20 protein-coding genes are annotated in these 20,152 nt (G+C 62.4%); 4 read left to right on the top strand and 16 right to left on the bottom strand.

The window, feature by feature from the left end:
* Positions 1–19 precede the first annotated feature (19 nt).
* Together NKH67_RS26480 and NKH67_RS26475 are read right to left on the bottom strand one after the other, a co-directional pair.
* Entirely contained in the window at positions 20–793 is a 774-nt protein-coding gene (locus NKH67_RS26480) for an anti-sigma factor family protein (RefSeq protein ID WP_352471852.1), read from the bottom strand.
* Positions 790–1,323 (bottom strand): sigma-70 family RNA polymerase sigma factor, encoded by a 534-nt coding sequence (locus NKH67_RS26475; RefSeq protein ID WP_502893807.1) that lies wholly within the window; start codon positions 1,321–1,323, stop codon positions 790–792. The genes NKH67_RS26480 and NKH67_RS26475 overlap by 4 nt, the downstream gene beginning before the upstream one ends.
* A gap of 218 nt (positions 1,324–1,541) precedes the next feature.
* Here NKH67_RS26475 and NKH67_RS26470 point away from each other — a divergent pair, with 218 nt between their 5' ends.
* Together NKH67_RS26470 and mazG are read left to right on the top strand one after the other, a co-directional pair.
* On the top strand, positions 1,542–2,726 hold the full coding sequence (locus tag NKH67_RS26470) for an amino acid aminotransferase (protein ID WP_352502923.1): 1,185 nt from the start codon (positions 1,542–1,544) through the stop codon (positions 2,724–2,726).
* Between the two features lie 135 nt (positions 2,727–2,861).
* Positions 2,862–3,686, top strand: coding sequence for a nucleoside triphosphate pyrophosphohydrolase (gene mazG, locus NKH67_RS26465; protein ID WP_352502924.1), 825 nt, complete (start codon positions 2,862–2,864; stop codon positions 3,684–3,686).
* 6 nt (positions 3,687–3,692) lie between these two features.
* On the opposite strand, the gene hflX is transcribed toward mazG, so the two are convergent.
* From hflX to dusB, 8 genes are all read right to left on the bottom strand, one after another.
* A complete protein-coding gene (gene hflX, locus NKH67_RS26460; protein WP_352502925.1) occupies positions 3,693–5,084 on the bottom strand; it encodes a GTPase HflX in 1,392 nt (463 codons plus the stop codon).
* Positions 5,085–5,330, bottom strand: a complete 246-nt coding sequence (gene hfq, locus NKH67_RS26455) for an RNA chaperone Hfq (RefSeq protein WP_006202172.1) — start codon at positions 5,328–5,330, stop codon at positions 5,085–5,087.
* Between the two features lie 145 nt (positions 5,331–5,475).
* Positions 5,476–6,339: a D-amino-acid transaminase gene (locus NKH67_RS26450; protein ID WP_352502926.1), complete on the bottom strand. Its 864-nt coding sequence runs from the start codon at positions 6,337–6,339 to the stop codon at positions 5,476–5,478.
* Positions 6,340–6,427: 88 nt separating this feature from the next.
* Positions 6,428–7,789 (bottom strand): nitrogen assimilation response regulator NtrX, encoded by a 1,362-nt coding sequence (gene ntrX, locus NKH67_RS26445; protein ID WP_352471845.1) that lies wholly within the window; start codon positions 7,787–7,789, stop codon positions 6,428–6,430.
* Positions 7,779–10,064, bottom strand: a complete 2,286-nt coding sequence (locus NKH67_RS26440) for a sensor histidine kinase NtrY-like (protein ID WP_352502927.1) — start codon at positions 10,062–10,064, stop codon at positions 7,779–7,781. Before NKH67_RS26440 ends, ntrX begins: the two co-directional genes overlap by 11 nt.
* Before the next feature lie 128 nt (positions 10,065–10,192).
* Positions 10,193–11,653 (bottom strand): nitrogen regulation protein NR(I), encoded by a 1,461-nt coding sequence (ntrC, locus tag NKH67_RS26435; protein ID WP_023675074.1) that lies wholly within the window; start codon positions 11,651–11,653, stop codon positions 10,193–10,195.
* Positions 11,650–12,792 (bottom strand): two-component system sensor histidine kinase NtrB, encoded by a 1,143-nt coding sequence (locus tag NKH67_RS26430; protein WP_023675075.1) that lies wholly within the window; start codon positions 12,790–12,792, stop codon positions 11,650–11,652. Before NKH67_RS26430 ends, ntrC begins: the two co-directional genes overlap by 4 nt.
* Complete coding sequence (dusB, locus tag NKH67_RS26425) at positions 12,789–13,814, bottom strand: tRNA dihydrouridine synthase DusB (protein ID WP_352502928.1); 1,026 nt, start codon at positions 13,812–13,814, stop codon at positions 12,789–12,791. Before dusB ends, NKH67_RS26430 begins: the two co-directional genes overlap by 4 nt.
* Positions 13,815–13,995: 181 nt before the next feature.
* Here dusB and NKH67_RS26420 point away from each other — a divergent pair, with 181 nt between their 5' ends.
* Positions 13,996–15,216, top strand: a complete 1,221-nt coding sequence (locus tag NKH67_RS26420) for a bifunctional 2-C-methyl-D-erythritol 4-phosphate cytidylyltransferase/2-C-methyl-D-erythritol 2,4-cyclodiphosphate synthase (protein ID WP_352502929.1) — start codon at positions 13,996–13,998, stop codon at positions 15,214–15,216.
* A complete protein-coding gene (locus NKH67_RS26415; RefSeq protein WP_352502930.1) occupies positions 15,213–15,722 on the top strand; it encodes a CinA family protein in 510 nt (169 codons plus the stop codon). Before NKH67_RS26420 ends, NKH67_RS26415 begins: the two co-directional genes overlap by 4 nt.
* Here the strand turns inward: NKH67_RS26415 and NKH67_RS26410 are convergent.
* The 6 genes from NKH67_RS26410 to NKH67_RS26385 all read right to left on the bottom strand — a co-directional run bounded on the left by NKH67_RS26410 (position 15,698) and on the right by NKH67_RS26385 (position 20,141).
* Positions 15,698–16,159, bottom strand: coding sequence for a type II toxin-antitoxin system RatA family toxin (locus tag NKH67_RS26410; RefSeq protein WP_352471840.1), 462 nt, complete (start codon positions 16,157–16,159; stop codon positions 15,698–15,700). The two genes, NKH67_RS26415 and NKH67_RS26410, sit on opposite strands and share 25 nt — an antisense overlap.
* Positions 16,160–16,169: 10 nt before the next feature.
* Complete coding sequence (gene lipA, locus NKH67_RS26405; RefSeq protein ID WP_352471839.1) at positions 16,170–17,135, bottom strand: lipoyl synthase; 966 nt, start codon at positions 17,133–17,135, stop codon at positions 16,170–16,172.
* A 137-nt stretch (positions 17,136–17,272) separates the two neighbouring features.
* Positions 17,273–17,530, bottom strand: a complete 258-nt coding sequence (locus tag NKH67_RS26400; protein WP_292655302.1) for a GlsB/YeaQ/YmgE family stress response membrane protein — start codon at positions 17,528–17,530, stop codon at positions 17,273–17,275.
* Positions 17,531–17,629: 99 nt separating this feature from the next.
* Positions 17,630–19,075, bottom strand: coding sequence for a dihydrolipoyl dehydrogenase (gene lpdA / locus NKH67_RS26395; protein WP_352471838.1), 1,446 nt, complete (start codon positions 19,073–19,075; stop codon positions 17,630–17,632).
* Positions 19,076–19,086: 11 nt separating this feature from the next.
* Complete coding sequence (locus NKH67_RS26390; protein WP_352502931.1) at positions 19,087–19,725, bottom strand: SGNH/GDSL hydrolase family protein; 639 nt, start codon at positions 19,723–19,725, stop codon at positions 19,087–19,089.
* Entirely contained in the window at positions 19,722–20,141 is a 420-nt protein-coding gene (locus tag NKH67_RS26385) for a hypothetical protein (RefSeq protein ID WP_352448942.1), read from the bottom strand. Before NKH67_RS26385 ends, NKH67_RS26390 begins: the two co-directional genes overlap by 4 nt.
* Between the last annotated feature and the right edge of the window lie 11 nt (positions 20,142–20,152).

The following is a 20,152-nucleotide window of genomic DNA, read 5'->3' as shown; positions in this document are numbered from 1 at the left end:
TCTCCTTCTTGCAGGTCGATCAGTAAAGCGTTTTGGCGAGGGCTTCGGCCGTGCGATCGAGACCGCCGACATCGCTGCGTCCGACGACCGCGTAGGCGACCTCGCCGATCTGGAAATAAGCCGAGGAAACTTCGCCCGAGGGAACGACGGTCGGCTTTACGACGTCGAATGTTCCGGGCCTGATCGCGAACAACGAGACCAGCCCCATCTCTTTCGTCTCGACAGCCATCTCGACGCTCGGTCCGAATTGCGATGGATAGATCTGCACGTCACGGACCGTCCAGTCCGCTGGCAGCGATGGCATCACGATCGCCGTCGCGGCGCGGATTTCGTCGGCATTGTAGCCGGGTGCTTCGGGTTGCGACGACATCGCCTCACGCACGAGCGTCGTGCGGTGCGCCCGGACCGCGTCCTCCACATAGGCCGGCGGATGGGTCGAAGCGACGACTTCCGTCACCGATATCGGTCCGATGAGCCCGTTCGCAAGCCAGCCGGCAGCGACGAAGACAGCGACTGCCGCAGCTCGCTGCAAAGCACCAAGGACGCGGCCGCGCGCCAATCCCCGCTCCAGCCGCCGTGCAGCATCGGCCGTCGCGGGCCGCGCCATGCCTTTCGATCCGGCAAGCGCCACGCGCAATTCGTCACGCATCCGTAAGTCGGACATCACCCGCGCGGCCGCGTCCGGGCGGGCCGAAAGGAACGCCTCGACCTCGATGCGACGAGCCACGTCCAGCTGATCGTCGACATAGGCGTCGAGATCAGTGTCGGTGACGGGATCGCGCAGTTGGTTCATGATCCACCTCCGACGATCTTCAGATGGCCTTTCGCGCGTGCCGGCACCGCGTCCTCCATCTCGCGCAGGGCCGCACGCGCCCTGCCGATGCGCGACATCAGCGTGCCAAGCGGCACGCCACTCACCTCAGCGGCCTGGCTGTAGCTAAGCCCCTCGATGGCGACGAGATGCAACGCCGAACGCTGCTCCTCCGGCAATTCGAAAAACGCTTCGCGCACCTGCGCCAGACGGACCGAATGTTCCTGCGGAGCCTGGACATTCGCCTCGGCGAGATAGCCGGCCTGTTCGATGCGCATTGCTTCGGATTTGCGGGACCGCAGACCGTCGATGAATGCATTATGGACGATCGACAGCAGCCATACGCGAAGATTTCCGCCGGAGCGGAAGCTGCCGCGTCGCTCATAGGCACGTACCAGCGCATCATGCACCAGATCCTCTGCATCGGCGCTGTCGCGTGTCAGCGAGAGTGCATAGCGGTGCAGCGAACCTAGCTGTCGCAGAATATCGAAGCGTGGCATCGGCCGTTTCATGTCCTGTTTACGGAGCAGGTCGGGATGTTAATCCCGCTCTCCCCGAATTTTTCTTACGCGGCTCGCCGCGCTCTCTCTGGGAGATATCGCGCCTGCCCTCGCCCGGCAGATAGTATCGGCCGCCCTCGAGGCAAACCGACGCCGAGTTGGCGCATATGAAACTGCTGGCAAAGCACGGCCGGTTTGCGTATCACTCCGCCGCCAACGGAACCTTATCGATGTTCGAAAATCTCCAGCCCGCGCCTGCCGACAAGATCCTGGCCTTGATCGGCCTCTATCGCGCCGATCCGCGTCCCGACAAGGTCGATCTTGGGGTCGGCGTCTATAAGGATCGCGACGGCAAGACGCCGGTGATGCGCGCGGTGCGCGAAGCCGAAAAGCGGCTTCTGCAGGGCCAGGATACCAAGACCTATCTCGGCCTTGCCGGCGATACCGCCTTCAACGCGGCGATGGCCAGGCTGGTGTTCGGCCCAGCCGCCGACATGACGCGAATTCGTGCGGCGCAGGCGCCAGGCGGCTCCGGCGCGCTGCGGCTGATAGCAGAGCTGCTGAAAAGCACCCGCACCGACGCGATGGTCTGGCTGTCGGATCCGACCTGGCCGAACCACATGCCGGTGATGCGCGCCGCCGGCCTGCAGACACGCGAATATCCCTATTTCGACGCTGCTTCTGGTGCGGTTCGCTTCGACGACATGCTGAATGCATTGAGAACCGCGAATCCTGGCGACGTCGTATTGTTGCATGGCTGTTGCCATAATCCGACGGGCGCCAATCTAGACATCTCGCAATGGGCTGCCATTGCCGATCTTGTCGTTGAGCGCGGCCTGCTGCCCTTTGTCGACATCGCCTATCAGGGCTTTGGCGACGGGCTTGATGCGGATGCCGCCGGCTTGCGTCTTCTGGCGGCAAAAGTTCCGGAAATGGTCGTTGCCTCCAGCTGCTCGAAGAACTTTGCCGTCTATCGCGACCGAGTCGGTGCAGCGCTGATCATGGCGAAAGACGGCGCGCAGGCGGATTTGGCGATGGGCCAGATGCTGTCGGCGGCACGTGCCATGTATTCGATGCCGCCGGACCACGGCGCGGCGGCGGTGCGCATCGTGCTTGAAGACCCCGCATTGCGTTCCGATTGGGAGGCAGAGCTTGAAGAGATGCGGCTGCGCATGCTGCGGCTGCGCGTCCAGTTCGCCGAGGCGTTGCGCCGGCAGTCCAACTCCGACCGTTTCGATTTCGTCGCCAGCCATCGCGGCATGTTTTCCCGGCTTGGCCTGTCGGAAGCGCAAGTCGAGCGGCTGCGCGCCGAGCATGGCATCTACATGGTCGGCGACAGCCGCATCAACGTTGCCGGCCTGCCCGAGGACGGCATGGATGCGCTCGCCAAGGCGATCGTCTCCGGGCTCGACTGATGCTTTTGCTAACTAGGATCTTCCGGAAACCGGCTTCCACTTTCGTATCATGGTCTGGCGGCCCGTCTGTGGACAAGGGCCCTCACCGGCTGAAGCCGTTGGCCGCATAGCCGTGTACAGGATAGCGTTTCGCAGATGAAACCCTCGAAAGACATTTCCCGGCTGATCGAGATCATGGCAGCGCTGCGGGCGCCGGAAACCGGTTGCCCGTGGGATATCGAGCAGGACTTTTCGACAATCGCGCCATACACGATCGAGGAAGCCTACGAAGTGGCGGACGCCATTGCGCGCGGCGACCTCGACGATCTGCGGGATGAACTCGGCGATCTCCTGCTGCAAGTGGTCTACCACGCGCAAATGGCCGAGGAGGCCGGCGAATTTTCATTCGGCGATGTGGTCCAGGCCATCACCACAAAAATGATCCGCCGCCACCCCCATGTCTTCGGCGACAACAAGGCGCGCAGCGCCGGCATGGCCAAGGGCATGTGGGAAAAGATCAAGGCAGAGGAAAAGGCGGAGAAGCGCAGTGCGCGCCTCGCCCGTGGGCTCGACCCGGAAGACCATGGCAAGGGCTTTCTCGACAGCGTGCCGGTCGCCCTGCCCGCGCTGACCCGGGCGCTCAAGCTGCAGGAAAAGGCCGCCCGCGTCGGCTTCGACTGGAGCGAGGCGGCGCCGATCCTCGACAAGATCGAGGAGGAGATCGGCGAACTACGCGAGGCGCTGGCCAAGGGCGACACTGCGCCGATCAAGGACGAGTTCGGCGACATGCTGTTTGCGGTCGTCAATCTCGGCCGGCACCTCAAAATTGATTCCGAAGCGGCACTCAGCGGCACCAACGAAAAATTCCGGTCGCGCTTCCACTATGTCGAGCGGACGCTGCAAGCGTCGGGAAACAGCCTCGAAGAGGCGACGCTGGACGAGATGGAAGCGCTCTGGCAGCAGGCAAAAAGCGCGAAGTAAACGCCTCTACCCGTTGTTTTGACGGCGCAATCGGCTTTCGATCTCCTGCCGAGCGCTGTGTGTAGCCTTGAGCGCGACGGTTACGCTGCCATCCTCATTGTCGTCGCGCGAGATGATGTCGCCGTTGCGGTAAAGCCAGTCGACGACGCCGAGTTGGTCGGGCTTGAGTGTGACGGTGAAGGTCTCCAGTTCGCCCGACATCATCGTCTCGATGATCGCCTTCAGCGCATCGATGCCCTCGCCGGTTACCGCCGATATGGCGATCGGCGGTGCCTTCTTGCCGTCAGCACCATCGGCAAGCAGCCGCGCCCGGTTGCCCTCGTCGAGCCGGTCGATCTTGTTCCATACTTCGATGACGCGCTTGCTATCGCGGGCATCGACGCCGAGATCGGCAAGGATGCGCTCGACATCTTCGGCCTGCGCGGCCGTATCGGGATCGGAGATGTCGCGCAGATGAATGACGAGGTCTGCCTCGACCACTTCCTCCAGCGTCGCCCTGAAGGCCGCGACCAGATGCGTTGGCAGGTCGGAAATGAAGCCGACCGTATCGGAAAGGATGATCGGCGTGCCGTGCGGCAGACGCACGCGGCGCAGCGTCGGGTCGAGCGTGGCAAACAGCATGTCTTCGGCCAGCACCCCTGCTCCGGTCAGCCGGTTGAACAGAGTCGACTTGCCGGCATTGGTGTAGCCGACGATCGCCACTACCGGAAATGGCACCTTCTTGCGCTTGGCGCGGTGCAGGTCGCGGGTGCGGCGCACAGTTTCGAGCTCGTGCTTCAGCTTGGTGATCTTGTCCTGCAGCACACGCCGATCCGACTCGATCTGGGTCTCGCCAGGGCCGCCGAGAAAGCCGGCGCCGCCACGCTGGCGCTCGAGGTGGGTCCAGCTCCGCACAAGGCGGCCTTTCTGGTAGTTGAGATGGGCAAGATCGACCTGCAGCGTGCCTTCCTTGGTGCGGGCGCGCTCGCCGAAAATCTCCAGGATCAGCCCGGTGCGGTCGAGCACCTTGGCGTTCAACTCTTTTTCGAGGTTGCGCTGCTGTACCGGGGTCAGCGGATGATCGACAATGACCACTTCCGCGTGGCCCTCTTTGACGATCTCAGCGAACTCCGCCACCTTGCCGCTGCCGAGCAAGGTCGCCGGGCGTGGATCGTTGACGGTCACCACCGCCGTGTGGACCAGGTCGAGGTCGATGGCGCTGGCGAGGCCGACGGCCTCGTCGCGACGAGCCTCGGCGGAACGGGTCAGGCGGGGGCGGTTGGTGTCGTCGTCGCCACGCGGCTGCCGGGTAAGCACCGGCACGATTACCACCGCCCGGGTCGGGCCGTTGGCCTCTGTCCCGGTCTGATGTGCTGGTTTTCCGCGAACGCGGCGGTCCGCGTCTTTCTCACGTGCCAATCAGGCGCCCTGGCTTTCCTCACCATCGAACATCTGAACCGGCTGGCTCGGCATGATCGTGGAAATAGCGTGCTTGTAGACAAGCTGGGAATGGCCGTCGCGACGCAGCAGAACGCAGAAATTGTCGAACGAAGTGACCACGCCGGTCAGCTTCACGCCGTTGATGAGAAAGATGGTGAGTGGATTTTTGCTCTTGCGAACTGAATTCAGGAACAGGTCCTGAAGATTTTGCGATCGTTCCGCCATTGTTCTTGTCTTTCGCCGATCCCCTTCGGTTTGCAGGCCAATGCGCCAAATTAGCCGGCACATGTCAAGCACGCAAACACCATCTTGCCGTCAGTAACGACAAGCAGAACGAGATATATTGATGTTCATTCCATCTGTGCGGTTATCAGGCTGGACTTTTTTCCGCAACGTCAAAAAAGGCCTGCCGTAATGAAACTGTTATCGAGCCCGGGTGGCCGTTGGCGACGGGAGCGCCATCGATCGCCACCACCGGCATGGCAATCGTGGTCGCGGAGCTGATGAAAACCTCCCGCGCGGCCTTGGCTTCGGCCACCGAAAAACCGCGCTCCTCGATCTTCAGGCCGAGCTTGGCGGCCACGTCGAACAGCGTCGTACGGGTGATGCCGCGCAGGATGCCGTGCTCGGCCGGCCGCGTCACCAGCACGCCGTCCCCGGTGATGATCCAGGCGTTCGACGATCCACCTTCCTTGACGGTGCCGTCGACATCGACGAACCAGGCCTCCTGAGCGCCGGCTTCCTTGGCTTTCTGCTTGGCCAGCACGTTCGGCAACAGGCCGACCGACTTGATATCGACCCGATCCCACCGGTTCTCCGGCACCGTGATGATCCGGATCCCGCTCTCGGCCCGCTTCGCGGCAGCTGCAGGATCGGCTTTTCTGGCGGTCACCACCAGCGACGGCTTCGTGCCCGCTGGCGGGAAGAAAAACTCGCGGCTGGCGACACCGCGTGTCACCTGGACATAGACCAGGCCGTCAACGACACGGTTGCGGCGCACCACCTCGCGCATGACGAGCGGCAGCACGCTGCGCGTGACCGGCCAATCGATCGAGAGTTCGGTGAGCGAGCGGTTCAATCGGGCGAGATGGCGCGGCATGTCGACGATGAAGCCTCGTGCCACCTCGCAGACCTCGTAGACGCCGTCGGCGAATTGATAACCACGGTCCTCGATATGCACGGAAGCTTCGGCGTGAGCGACGTAGCGCCCGTTCACATACGCAATGCGCGGCATGGCTAATCCCTGAGAGAAGTCCAGCCTTCTTATGCGATTCCAAGACCGCCGTAACCGATAATTGCGTGGGCCACGACTGGTTTGGCTGTCAGACGCCCAGCGACTTCAGCTTGCGGTGCAATGCAGAGCGTTCCATGCCGATAAACTCTGCCGTCTTCGAGATATTGCCGCCAAAACGGTTGATCTGGGCGATCAGATAGTCCTTCTCGAATTGTTCGCGCGCTTCCCGCAGCGGCAGCGCCATTATGTGCTGATCGGATTTGTTTGGAGTGCGCGGCATGACGTCGCCGATCTCGGCAGGCAGGAGATCGGCGGTGATCGGCGCATCGACATCGTCGCCGCGCGCCAGGATCATCAGCCGCTCGACATTGTTGCGCAACTGGCGAACGTTGCCCGGCCAGTTATGCGCCTGCAGCACCGCCAGCGCGTCGTCGCCGATGCGGCGCGGCTTGATGCCGGCCTGGCGAGCGATCTGCTTCATGAAATTGTCGACCAGATAAGGAATGTCCTCGCGACGCTCGGCCAGTCCCGGCACCATGACCGGAACCACGGCCAGGCGATGATAAAGGTCCTCACGGAAACGGCCGTCGGCGATCATGGCTTCCAGGTTCTGCGAGGTCGACGAGACGATGCGCACGTCGACCTTGACCCGCTTGGTGCCCCCTACCCGCTCGAACTGCTGTTCGACCAGCACGCGCAGGATCTTGTTTTGCGTCTCACGCGGCATGTCGGCCACTTCATCGATGTAGAGAATGCCGCGATGGGCTTCCTCCAGCGCGCCGACCTTGCGTTCGACGCCGTTCGATTCGGTGCCGAACAACTCGATCTCCATACGCTCAGGCGTGATGTTGGCGGCGCTCAGCGTCACAAACGGTGCACTCTTGCGCGCCGACAGTGCGTGGATGGCGCGCGCCGCCAGTTCCTTGCCCGAGCCGGAGGGGCCGATAATCATGACGCGGCTGTTGGTCGGCGCGACGCGCTCGATGGTCTGGCGCAATTGGCTCATTGCCGACGACATGCCGATGAGGTCGAAAGTCTCGCCGCTGCGCAGCTTGAGATCCGAAACCTCGCGTCTCAATTTGGAGGTTTCGAGCGCCCGTTCGGCAATGAGGATCAGCCTGTCGGCCTTGAATGGCTTTTCGATGAAATCATAGGCGCCGCGGCGGATGGCCGAGACTGCCGTTTCGATGTTGCCGTGGCCCGAGATCATTACCACCGGCAGGTTCGGGTGCATCGTCTTGATCTCGTCCAGCAAGGCCAGGCCATCGAGCCGCGAGCCCTGCAGCCAGATGTCGAGGAAGATCAGCCTGGGTGCCCGGTCGGCGACCGCCGCCAGCGCGCTGTCGGCATCAAACGCCGTGCGTGTTTCGTGACCTTCGTCGCTCAGGATGCCGGCGACGAGTTCGCGGATGTCTTCCTCGTCATCGACGATGAGAATATCAGACGCCATTACCGACCTTTTCAGTTTCTTTTTCGTGTTCCGTCTTGCCCTCGCCGCGTACCGGAACGGTGGCGGCAACCGGCAGGATGATGCTGATCATTGCACCCCGCCCATCGTGGAAGTCCGCTGGTGCATCGTGCAATTCGAGTCGCCCGCCATGGTCCTCCACGATCTTCTTGACGATAGCGAGGCCAAGCCCGGTGCCTTTCTCGCGTGTCGTCATGTAAGGCTCGAGCAAGCGCTGCCGGTTCTCGCGCGGCAAGCCCCTGCCGTTGTCGATGACGTCGATTCGAATCGCGCCATTCTGACGCCCGGCTTGAATCCGGATTATGCCGTGCGGACGATCCTCTGCATCAAGTCCGTCGATGGCTTCGGCAGCATTCTTGATGACGTTGCCGAAAGCCTGCGCCATCAGCCGGCTGTCGAACGTGCCTTTGAGCGGCTCATTGCCGAAGACGCGCTCGAAGGTGATGTCGGCCCGGCTCACTTCGACCAGGAACGAGGCTTCGCGCAACGAATCGCGCAGATCGATGGCCTTCATTTCCGGTTTCGGCATGCGGGCGAACGCCGAGAACTCGTCGACCATGCGGCCGATGTCCTCCACTTGCCGGATGATGGTGTCGGTGCATTGATCGAAAACCTCACGGTCCTCGGTGATGACTTTGCCGTAACGCCGCTTGATACGCTCGGCCGAAAGCTGGATCGGCGTCAGTGGATTCTTGATCTCGTGGGCGATGCGTCGCGCCACGTCGGCCCATGCGGAGGAACGCTGTGCCTGGACCAGATCGGTAATGTCATCGACTGTAACGACGTAGGATTTATCCTCCGAACCGTCGTCGCCGGCTTCGATCGTGATCTGTACGTTGAAGGTCCGTTCAGTGCCGGCACGATAGAAGGTGACCTGTTCGCGATAGACCGGCTTGCCCGACTTGCGGCCGATCTCGAAGACGCGGCCGACATGCGGCAGCACGGCCGAAAGGTTCTGCCCAAGCGCTGCCGTGGCGGATATGGCCAGCATCGTTTCCGCCGAACGGTTGACGATGGTGACGATGCCATATGGATCGACGCCGATGACCCCGGCGGTGACGCCGGCAAGCACCGCCTCCGAAAAGCGCCGCCGCTCGTCGATCAAATCCTTGGCCGACAGGATCTCGTTGCGCTGCGATTTCAGCTCCATCAGCATCTTGTTGAAGGTGTCGCCGAGCGAGGCGACGTCACCGTCGGAGGGGCGGACAGGCACGGCTACGTCGAGATTGCCGGTGGCGACCTCATCGGCCGCGCCGATGAGCTGACGAATCGGCCGCACCAGGCGGTCGGCCACCGCAATGCCGGTCCAGATGGCAGACAGGATGATGATCAGCGTCAGCGACAGATAGGGAAGCGCGAAAGCCACTTGCGAGGTGCGGCGATTGTCTTCGAGACCGCGATATTCGGCGGTGTTGGATTTGACGATCTGCCGTGCCTTGATCACCTCGGGATCGACGAGGCGGATGGTGTAGAGATAGAGCCCGTCGATCTCGCGCAGCTTGACGATCGCACCCATGATGTTGCGGGTGCGCGGCTCTATCAGCACCGGCTTGCCGTCGGCAGCGCTTGCCACGGCGCCCTCAGGCGGCTCCGGCATGGCAAAGTCCGCGTCGGTCTTGGCGCTCATAACGAAGGAACCATCGGGCTTGATGAGTGCTGCGTGCGCCAGCGAGCGTCCCACCGCCTCCTTGTTCATGAGATCGAGGAACCCGGTGCGATCGAGACCGTAGAGCGTGCGCGAAGCGTCGAGGTCGTAAGCCATCGACAACGTCGTGCCCTGAAGATTTCGCGCGTTTTCCTGCACATAGGCGTCGGCGATCGACAACGACGAATTGACGATCGTCTTGGTGCGGATCTCGAACCAGCGGTCGAGGCCGATGTCGAGCGTGATCGACGCGATGATCGCCACCATGATCGCGGGGATGGCGGCGACCAGCGCAAACATCGCGACTATGCGGACATGCAGGCGCGACGCAGCCTTGCCGTGCCGGCGTGCCATCAGGATGCGATGCACCTCGCGGCCGACCAGCAAGATCAGAAACAGGACGAACGCCGCATTAAGCGCAATCAGCGCCAGCGTCGTCCTCGCGTCGGGCGTGATCGGCGTCGCGCCGACCAGAATGGCGAAGGAGATCGCCGCCGTCACCAGCGCACCGGCAACGGCGATCACGCCCGGCAGCGCAAGCAGCCGGCGACCGTCTCGCGCGCCGGTATTGCTGAAAAGCGATTTGCTCAGTGTCGGTGCGTGCAGGGCCATGTCGCCGTCTAGAGCCAGTGATTGCGTCGGATGTATGCAACGCATTGTGGCGATTATGCAACAAGTGTGGCCGAGACGGAAATCTTTCGGCAATCGATCCCCTGGAAAGCGCTCTTAAAGGGATTCGTCTAGACCTGCCTGGACGACTTGTAGACGTTGACGCCGAGTTCGCGAATCTTCTTGCGCAGCGTGTTTCGGTTGAGGCCCAGCAATTCCGCAGCCTTGATCTGGTTACCGCGCGTTGCGGTCATCGAGGCGAGGACCAGCGGATATTCGACCTCGGAGAGGATTCGCTGATAGAGCCCGGCCGGGGGCAAGTCGCCGGCAAACGAGGCAAAATAGCGTTGCAGGAAATGCTCCACCGCCTGGCCGATGGAAAGGTCGTCGGGAATGAGGTTGCCGCCACCTGGAACGACAGGCCTTTCGCCGGTCTTCAACTCCGCCTCGATGATCTCCGCGGAGATCTCGTCCTGCGAATACAGTGCGGCCAGCCTGCGGATGAGATTTTCGAGTTCGCGCACATTACCCGGCCATGGGTAGCGCTTCATCAGCTCGATGCCGCCGGTGGAAATGCGCTTGGTCTGCAGGCCTTCACTGGCGCCGAGCTTGAAGAAGTGCCGGACGAGGTCCGGAATGTCCTCCGATCGCTCGCGCAGCGCCGGCAGCCTGAGCGGCACAACGTTCAAGCGGTAGAACAGGTCCTCGCGGAAAAGCCCCTGATTGATCAGCGTGCGCAGGTCCTTGTTGGTGGCAGCGACGATGCGCACGTCGGTCTTGATCGGCGTGCGGCCGCCGACCGTGGTGTATTCGCCCTGCTGCAGCACACGCAGCAGCCGCGTCTGCGCTTCCATCGGCATGTCGCCGATCTCGTCGAGGAACAGCGTGCCGCCTTCGGCCTGCTCGAAACGGCCAGTGGAGCGGTTCTGTGCGCCGGTAAAGGCGCCCTTCTCGTGCCCGAATAGTTCCGATTCGATCAGGTCGCGTGGGATCGCCGCCATGTTGATGGCAACGAAGGGACCGCCTCGGCGGCGGCCATATTCATGCAGCGCGCGCGCCACCAGTTCCTTGCCGGTACCCGATTCGCCCGAGATCATCACCGTCAGGTCGGTCTGCATCATGCGCGCCAGCATGCGGTAGATGTCCTGCATGGCCGCCGAGCGGCCGACCAGCGGCATCGTTTCAGGCGGCTCGTCGGCACGCGTATCGATCTTCGGCCGCCGCGGTTCGGAAAGCGCGCGGTTGACGATGTTGAGCAGCTCGGTCAGGTCGAACGGTTTCGGCAGATATTCATAGGCTCCGGTTTCGGAGGCCCGGATCGCGGTCATGAACGTGTTCTGCGCACTCATGACGATGACCGGCAGTTCCGGTCGCGCCTTCTTGATGCGCGGCAGCATGTCGAAGGCGTTCTCGTCGGGCATGACAACGTCGGTGATGACCAGATCGCCCTCGCCCGCCGCCACCCAGCGCCACAGCGTCGAGGCATTGGAGGTGACGCGCACGTCGTGACCGACGCGCGAAAGCGCCTGATTGAGGACTGTGCGGATGGCCGCATCGTCGTCGGCGACGAGAATATTGCCGCGAACGGTCATTTGCGGTCTCCTTCACCGTCGTCGTCGGTGCCAAACTGGGTTTCTTTCCACGCCGGCATCAGGATGCGGAAAGTGGTGCCGCGCGGCGTCGATTCGCATTCAATGATGCCGCCATGCTCGCCGACAATCTTTGCGACCAGCGCCAGACCGAGACCGGAGCCGTTCGGCTTGGTGGTGATGAAGGGATCGAACAGGATCGGCAGGATATCTTCGGAGACACCCGAACCGTTGTCACGCACGCAGAATTCCAATGGCAGCGACACGCGGTCCTGCGTTCCGGGCACAGAAACGCGAATGCCCGGGCGGAAGGCGGTCGACAGCATGATCTCGCCCTGTGGATCGCTGCCGATCGCCTCGGCGGCATTTTTTACCAGATTGAGGAAGACCTGGATGAGCTGGTCGCGATTGGCAAAAACCGGAGGCAATGATGGATCATAATCCTCCAATATCTTGATCCGCTTGGCAAAACCGTTCTTGGCGATTGCCTTGACATGGTCGAGCACGACATGGATGTTGACGGGGTAGCGGTCGATCGGCCGCTCGTCCGAAAACACCTCCATGCGGTCGACCAGCGAGACAATGCGATCGGTCTCGTCGGTGATCAGCCTGGTCAGTGCGCGATCCTCGTCGGACGCCGACAGTTCAAGCAGCTGCGCGGCACCACGAATGCCGGACAGCGGGTTCTTGATCTCATGGGCAAGCATCGCGGCAAGGCCGGTGACCGAGCGCGCCGCACCGCGATGCGTCATCTGCCGGTCGATCTTGTCGGCCATTGAGCGTTCCTGGAACATTACCACGACGGAGCCTGGAAATTCCGTCACAGGCGCGACGTAGAGATCGACCACCTTCTCGATGCCGAGCCGCGGCGACGACACGTCCACCCGGTATTCGTTGACTGGCGCCCGGCGCTCGCGCACCTGGTCGACAAGCGTCAGCAGCGGGCTGCCGAAAGGAATGAGCTTGTGCAGCGTGTTGCGGGCGAGCATCGTGGCGCTCGAACGGAAAAAATCCTCGGCATCGGCATTGGCGAAGGTGATGAAGCCTTGCGGATCGACCATGATCACCGGCCGACGAATGGTGTTGAGCACAATATGCGCGGCGTCCGCCATATCCGTGCTCTGTGTGACGGTGGCGTTCATGCCGCACTCCGCAGGTTCGCTGCTTCGGGAGCGCTTGAAAATACGTCGCGCAGCAAGGAAATGACGCGCCCAGGCTCGAAAGACGTGAGTATGGCCTTGCGCCGGTCGTCGCTTGTGGCGGCGTGGCGGTCGAGATACCAGCCGAGATGCTTGCGCGCCTGGCGCAATCCGCTTTCCACGCCATAGAGCGTCAGCATGTCTTCGTAATGGGCAATGACGTAATCGGTCAGCGCTTGCGGGCTTTCCGGCATGCCGGCTACCGGCTCGGCCAGCGCGGCCGCTACAATGCTGCCGGCCGTCCAAGGCGCGCCATAGTGCGCGCGGCCGACCATCACCGCGTCGGCGCCGGATTGGTCAAGGATCGACGCTGCCTCCGCCGGCGAGCCGACATCGCCATTGGCAACCACAGGGATCGAGACGGCCTGCTTGACGCGTGCGATGGCACGCCAGTCGGCCGTGCCCTGATAGAACTGGCAACGTGTGCGGCCATGCACCGTCACCATCATCACCCCGGCCTGCTCGGCGCGTCGCGCCAGCATCGGCGCGTTGAGCGCGCCTTCGTCCCAGCCGAGCCGCATTTTGACCGTGACCGGCACGTCGACCGCGCCGACTACCGCTTCGATCAGCGACAGCGCGTGGTCGAGGTCTCGCATAAGTGCCGAACCGGCATAGCCGCCCGTCACCTTCTTGGCCGGACAGCCCATGTTGATGTCGATGATGTCGGCGCCTTCGCCGGCTGCGATTCGCGCGCCCTCGGCCATGTGCGCCGCCTCACGGCCGGCAAGCTGGACCATGTGGACAGGCAGCCCGGAATGACGGATGCGCAGGCCGGAACCAGCCCTGCCCTTTGCAAGCTCGCCGCTCGCCACCATTTCCGATACGACCAGCCCGGCGCCATGCGCATGGGCGCGTTGCCGGAACGGTTCGTCGGTGATGCCCGACATGGGCGCGAGAAATACGCGATTGCGGATTCTCACGCCACCCACATCCAGCGGCGAAGCCAATTTGGTCACATCAGGCATGCACAAAAACCAAGCACCTTCGGTTGCTGCACATTCTCTAGCCAGAACGGCGGCAATGTGCAACGCGCAATGTCGTGACATTAAGGCGCATTTGGGAAAAATACGGATCGCCGCACCGCATCAATCCTGGGTCTTCCAAAAGCGATACCACTTTTCGGGATCATGCGTTAAGCGTCTCGGCATGAGAGATGCGAGCGAAAAGCAAGCTGCGGACGACAAGGTCGCCGTGGTCATCGTTGCTGCCGGCCGCGGCGCGCGCGCCGGACAGGCCAAGGGGCCGAAGCAGTACCAGCAAATCGGCGGCGGCGCCGTTATCGCACGCACGCTCGGCGCCTTTCTGACGCATCCGAAGATTGGACCTGTCGTCGTTGCTATCCATGCCGACGACGGCGCGCTTTTCCGCCGTGCGGCCGGTGCGAACGCCGACCGTGTCGTCGCGGTGACCGGCGGTACGTCACGGCAGGAGTCCGTCCGCCTTGGACTGCTGGCGTTGAGAAGCAATGCGCCGGGCCGGGTCTTGATCCATGATGCGGCCCGGCCGTTTGTCGATGCGGAACTGATAGACCGCACGATCGCCGCCATTGGCGAGCGCCAGGGGGCACTGCCTGCCTTGCCCGTTGCCGATACGCTCAAGCGCGAAACGGCCGAAGGCATGATCGGCGAAACCGTGTCCAGGGCCGGGCTTCATGCCGCACAGACACCGCAAGGCTTTCCGTTCTGGCCGATCCTGGCTGCGCACGAAAAGGCTCATCATCTGGGCAAAGCGGATTTCACCGACGATGCGGCAATCGCCGAATGGGCGCATATTCCGGTGAAGATCGTTCCCGGCTCGCCGGACAACGTCAAACTGACCTGGGCACGGGATATTGCAATGGCGGATCAGCGGCTTTCCAGCGCCCCGCGTTTTCCCGACATCCGAACCGGCAATGGCTATGACGTCCATGCGTTCGTGCCCGGCGACCATGTCACCCTGTGCGGCGTCGCCATTCCACACGATAGGAAGTTGTCCGGCCATTCGGATGCCGATGTCGGTCTCCACGCCTTGACCGACGCCCTGCTCGCCACCTGCGGCGCCGGTGACATCGGCACGCATTTCCCGCCCTCCGACCCGCAGTGGAAAGGGGCCGCTTCACGCATCTTCGTCGAACACGCGGTGAAGCTGGTGCGCGCGCGCGGCGGACGCATCGCCAACGCCGATATCACCCTGATCTGCGAGGCGCCGCGCGTCGGCCCGCATCGCGAGGCCATGACCGAAGCGCTTTCGGCAATGCTGCGAATTTCGCGCGATCGCATCTCGATCAAGGCGACAACCAATGAGAAGCTCGGCTTCGTCGGCCGTGAGGAAGGCATAGCGGCCATCGCGACTGCCAGCGTTGTATTTCCAGGGGATGTCCCTGAATGAGCAATAGCGGTCTCGCAGATGCCCTGCTTAAGGCCTGCCAGCAGCGCGGCATGATGCTGGCGACGGCGGAGAGCTGCACCGGCGGCATGATCATCGCCGCGCTGACCGACATCGCCGGCTCTTCCGCGGTGGTCGATCGCGGCTTCATCACCTATTCCAACCAGGCCAAGACCGAGATGCTCGGCGTCTCGGCCGCTACGCTCGAGGGGCACGGCGCGGTCTCGCGCGAGACTGCGGTGGAGATGGCGGCCGGAGCCTTGGCGCATTCGCCGGCCGGGCTCGCCCTGGCGGTGACCGGCATCGCCGGTCCGGACGGCGGCTCGGCGGAAAAACCTGTCGGCCTGGTCTGGTTCGGCGTTGCCGTGGCTGGCCGGCCGGTAGTCAGCGAATGCCAGCTGTTCGCCGACAAGGGCCGCGATTACATCCGCAGGGAGACGGTCCGTCATGCGCTTGAACTGGGTCTGCGCGCGCTCGCTGCGGATCAGGCCGTCGATGGCGCGCCGTAGATGATTTCGGCCCGTTTCTCGAACGCCTCGGAGAACATGCGGAAGGCGCGGTCGAACATGGTTCCCATCAACGCACCCAAAATGCGGCTCTTGAACTCGTAGTCGATAAAGAAGCAGACGTTGCAACCAGCGCCGTCCGCCGGGTCGAAGCGCCAGACATTGCTCAGATATTTGAAAGGGCCGTCGATGTATTTGACATCTATGGCGTTCTCGTCCGGCTTCAGCAGCACCTGCGTGGTAAAGGTCTCGCGGATCGCCTTGTAGCCGATGCTCATGTCGGCGATGAGCAAGGTGCGCCCGTCGCGTTCCTTGCGTGAGCGAACCGTCAGTGCCTCGCAAAGCGGCAGGAATTGCGGATAGGATTCGACATCGGCGACCAGAGCGAACATCTGCTCCGGCGTATGCGCAACGCGGCGATGGGCTTCGAATTGTGGCATAAAACCAGTGTTAGGCGGACTTTTTGAGAAACGCTTCGCGCGCCGCGCGCAACCTGGCAAAGTCGTCCCCGGCATGGTGCGACGAGCGCGTCAGCGGGCTCGACGCTACCAGCAGGAAGCCCTTGGTCCTGCCGATCGTCTCAAAGGACTTGAATTCCTCCGGCGTGACGAAGCGGATCACCGGATGGTGCTTCTTCGACGGCTGCAGATATTGGCCGATGGTCATGAAGTCGACATTGGCCGAACGCAAATCGTCCATCAGCTGCAGAATTTCGTTCCGCTCCTCGCCAAGGCCGACCATGATGCCGGACTTGGTGAAGATCGAGGGGTCAAGCTCCTTGACCCGCTGCAAGAGCCTGATCGAGTGGAAATAGCGCGCGCCCGGCCGAACCGTCAGATAGTTAGACGGCACGGTCTCGAGATTATGGTTGAAAACATCCGGCCTGGCCGCCACCACGATCTCCAGCGCACCGTCCTTGCGCAGGAAATCGGGCGTCAGGATTTCGATCGTCGTCGACGGGGTTGCTGCCCTGATCGCACGGATGACATCAGCAAAATGCTGGGCCCCGCCGTCGGCCAGATCGTCGCGATCGACGGAGGTGATGACGACATGGCTCAAGCCCATTTGCTTGACCGCATGCGCGACGCGCGCCGGCTCGTCGGGATCGAGTGCGGTCGGGATGCCGGTGGCGACATTGCAAAAGGCGCAGGCCCGCGTGCAGATCTCGCCCATGATCATGAAGGTGGCGTGCTTCTTCTCCCAGCACTCGCCGATATTGGGGCAGCCCGCCTCTTCGCAAACCGTCACCAGTTTGTGAGACTTCACGATTTCGCGCGTCTCGGCATAGCCTTTCGACATCGGCGCCTTGACGCGGATCCAGTCAGGCTTGCGCAGTACGTCCTGATCCGGCTTGTGCGCCTTTTCGGGATGCCGCAGGCGCGGCGCATTGGCAATCGTGTCGAGGACGGTGACCATGTGAAACCCGGCTCATTGGCAAGCGCTTGTCCAGCGCTCGCTCTACCCACGTCATCTAGGACTTTTCGGCGAAAAGAAAAAGGCCGCGATCACGCATGCCGCGGTGACCTTTTTCGCATAGCAAGTGCCGACAGAGGTTAGCGGCGCACCAGTCGTCCGACCGCAATCAGAATGCAGGCACCGATGAAGCCGGTGATCAGATAGGCTATCCAGCCGACGCCGAAGATGCCGATGTTCAGGGCCTGCAAGATGGCGTTCAACACGATTGCGCCGACAATGCCGAGAATGATGTTCATGAGGATGCCGGTATTGCTCTTCATGACCATCTCGGCCAGCCACCCCGCCAGGCCACCGATGATGATGGCTGCAACCCAGCCCACGCCGTTCATTTCCATATGCCCTCTCCTTGTATGATGGATGATGCCTGCGAAACGAATTGCTCTGCCGTCGAGTTCCTCTGTGTCTTCCGTGTGAGACTCGCCCCAACTAATTTATCATGCATTCAGTGCGCGACCATAGGCGTCGAGTACACTCTCCTTCATCATCTCCGACAGCGTCGGGTGCGGGAAGATCGTGTGCATCAGCTCTTCCTCGGTGGTCTCCAGATTCATCGCCACGACGAAGCCCTGGATCAGTTCGGTTACTTCTGCGCCGACCATGTGGGCACCCAGTAACTGGCCGGTCTTCTTGTCGAAAATGGTCTTGACGAAACCTTGGTCTTCGCCCAGCGCAATCGCCTTGCCGTTTGCGGCGAACTGGAAGCGGCCGACGCGGATGTCCTTGCCATCGGCTTTCGCTTTGGCTTCCGTCAGTCCGACCGAGGCGACTTGCGGATTGCAATAGGTGCAGCCCGGGATCTTCAGCTTGTCGATGGCATGCACGCCGGGGAAATTGGCGATCTTTTCCACACAGACCACGCCCTCATGCTCGGCCTTGTGGGCGAGCATCGGCGGTCCGGCAACGTCGCCGATGGCGTAGACGCCCGGCACATTTGTCTTGCCGTAGCCGTCGACGACGACGCAACCGCGGTCCGTCTTCACGCCGAGCGTCTCGAGGCCGAGGTTTTCGATGTTACCCTGTACGCCGACGGCCGAGATCATACGATCGGCGGTGATCTTCTCGACCTTGCCGTCCTTCATCTCGACATGCGCCGTGACCGAGTTAGTGCCCTGCTCGACCTTGGTCACCTTGGCTTCTAGAATGATCTTCATGCCCTGCTTCTCGAACTGCTTCTGCGCGAATTTCGAGACCTCGGCGTCCTCGACCGGCATCACAGCCGGCAGCAGTTCGACCACCGTCACCTCGGCGCCCATGGTGCGGTAGAACGAGGCGAACTCGATGCCGATGGCGCCCGAGCCCATCACCAGCAGCGATTTCGGCATCTCTTTCGGCACCATGGCCTCGAAATAGGTCCAGATCAACTTGCCGTCCGGCTCGATGCCGGGCAATGCGCGCGGCCTCGCTCCGGTCGCCAGAATGATATGCTTGGCGCTGTAGGTGCCCTCGCCCTTGACGCCCTTGGGCGCCGGCGGCTGCGGCTCCATCGGCTTCTTCGACGATTTCGACACGACGATCTCGCCAGGTTTGGTCAGCTTGGCTTCGCCCCAGATGACGTCAACCTTGTTCTTTTTCATCAGGAAGCCGACGCCGCCGTTGAGCCGCAGCGAGACCTTTCGCGAGCGATCGACGACGGCGGCTGTGTCGACGCTGACCTTGCCATCGATCTTCAGGCCGTAGTCCTTCAGATGATCCGAATAGTGCATGATCTCGGCGGAGCGCAGCAGCGCTTTGGTCGGAATGCAGCCCCAGTTGAGGCAGATGCCGCCCAAGTGCTCGCGCTCGACGATCGCCGTCTTGAAGCCAAGCTGGGCCGAACGCACTGCAGTGACATAGCCGCCGGGGCCGGAGCCGATGATGATGACGTCGTAGTTCTCAGCCACGGCTTTCTCCTTCACAATTCCAACATGAGGCGCACGAGCGGCGCCAGCGCTTGCCCGACGTTCCGCGTGTTTTCCGCGTCCAGGTGGACGCCGTCGAGCGGCGTGGTTTTGGCCACCGTGCCGGCATCGAAGAAGCCGCAGCCGGCCTCGTCGGCAAGGGCGGAATATTGCGGCGCCAGCCGCTTTGACGCGTCATCGCCGCCGGCGAACATTTCCTTGAACTCGGCGTTTTCCGTGCGGCTGACTACGGGCGGCGCGACGATCAGGATCTGCGGCGCCGGCCAATCGAACGGGTAATCGTGACCGCGCACGATGTCGATCAGGCGTTGCATGCCTTGTTTGGCCGCGACCGGATTACCGTGAATCCACGGCTTCATATCGTTGGCTCCGAGCATGATGACGATCAAGTCGATCGGTGCGTGCGTCGTCAGGATTGTTGGCAACAGCCTTGCGCCATTGCGGTCCGCCCCGGCCAAGTGATCGTCGAAGGCGGTGGTTCGGCCATTCAGGCCTTCGGCGATGACCTCGACGCCGCTGCCCAATGTTGCCTGCAGCACGCTCGGCCAGCGATCCGCCGGCGGATGACGGCCGAGGTTTGCCGCGTCATAGCCCCAGGTCAGCGAATCGCCGTAGCAGAGGACCGTCTTCATGTGCCTGCCCCGCCGAAACCTGGTTGCGAGCGCGCCAATCGCCAGCGCACGAAAAGCCACTGGACCAGCACTGTAGCGATGCCCGGCAGAACGAGACCGGCGACTACGGGAAGATCGCCCGACCACTGGCTCTTGCCTGGGGGCTGGGAGAAAGTCCAGCCGATCAGGGCAACTCCAACGAGCACAAAAAACGCTACCCCTATGGTCGCCGTCAGCTTTGTTGCCCGTCGTGGGTCCGACATGAATTGTGCGATGAAGAACGCGACCGTCACGAGGACGGTGACGAGAACCGAGATCATGAACACAAGGATGTACTCTACGTCGGCATTGGTGGCGACGGCGAGCCACTGCGCCACCAATCCGCCCGCCAAACCGGAAAGAAAAAAAGCAAAAAGGCTGGTGAAGAATTTCCGCACCGCCCTGTTCC

The organism is Mesorhizobium sp. M0968, assembly GCF_040319065.1.
Taxonomy (GTDB): domain Bacteria; phylum Pseudomonadota; class Alphaproteobacteria; order Rhizobiales; family Rhizobiaceae; genus Mesorhizobium.
Note: the sequence above shows the minus strand (reverse complement) of the source record. Positions and strands in the feature narration are given on the sequence as shown.

Coding starts and splice junctions, on each gene's coding strand:
- NKH67_RS26480 (WP_352471852.1), bottom strand. CDS start 793: ATGAACCAACTGCGCGATCCCGTCACCGACACTGATCTCGACGCCTAT.
- NKH67_RS26475 (WP_502893807.1), bottom strand. CDS start 1,323: ATGAAACGGCCGATGCCACGCTTCGATATTCTGCGACAGCTAGGTTCG.
- NKH67_RS26470 (WP_352502923.1), top strand. CDS start 1,542: ATGTTCGAAAATCTCCAGCCCGCGCCTGCCGACAAGATCCTGGCCTTG.
- mazG (WP_352502924.1), top strand. CDS start 2,862: ATGAAACCCTCGAAAGACATTTCCCGGCTGATCGAGATCATGGCAGCG.
- hfq (WP_006202172.1), bottom strand. CDS start 5,330: ATGGCGGAACGATCGCAAAATCTTCAGGACCTGTTCCTGAATTCAGTT.
- NKH67_RS26450 (WP_352502926.1), bottom strand. CDS start 6,339: ATGCCGCGCATTGCGTATGTGAACGGGCGCTACGTCGCTCACGCCGAA.
- ntrX (WP_352471845.1), bottom strand. CDS start 7,789: ATGGCGTCTGATATTCTCATCGTCGATGACGAGGAAGACATCCGCGAA.
- NKH67_RS26440 (WP_352502927.1), bottom strand. CDS start 10,064: ATGGCCCTGCACGCACCGACACTGAGCAAATCGCTTTTCAGCAATACC.
- ntrC (WP_023675074.1), bottom strand. CDS start 11,653: ATGACCGTTCGCGGCAATATTCTCGTCGCCGACGACGATGCGGCCATC.
- NKH67_RS26430 (WP_023675075.1), bottom strand. CDS start 12,792: ATGAACGCCACCGTCACACAGAGCACGGATATGGCGGACGCCGCGCAT.
- dusB (WP_352502928.1), bottom strand. CDS start 13,814: ATGCCTGATGTGACCAAATTGGCTTCGCCGCTGGATGTGGGTGGCGTG.
- NKH67_RS26420 (WP_352502929.1), top strand. CDS start 13,996: ATGAGAGATGCGAGCGAAAAGCAAGCTGCGGACGACAAGGTCGCCGTG.
- NKH67_RS26415 (WP_352502930.1), top strand. CDS start 15,213: ATGAGCAATAGCGGTCTCGCAGATGCCCTGCTTAAGGCCTGCCAGCAG.
- NKH67_RS26410 (WP_352471840.1), bottom strand. CDS start 16,159: ATGCCACAATTCGAAGCCCATCGCCGCGTTGCGCATACGCCGGAGCAG.
- lipA (WP_352471839.1), bottom strand. CDS start 17,135: ATGGTCACCGTCCTCGACACGATTGCCAATGCGCCGCGCCTGCGGCAT.
- NKH67_RS26400 (WP_292655302.1), bottom strand. CDS start 17,530: ATGGAAATGAACGGCGTGGGCTGGGTTGCAGCCATCATCATCGGTGGC.
- NKH67_RS26390 (WP_352502931.1), bottom strand. CDS start 19,725: ATGAAGACGGTCCTCTGCTACGGCGATTCGCTGACCTGGGGCTATGAC.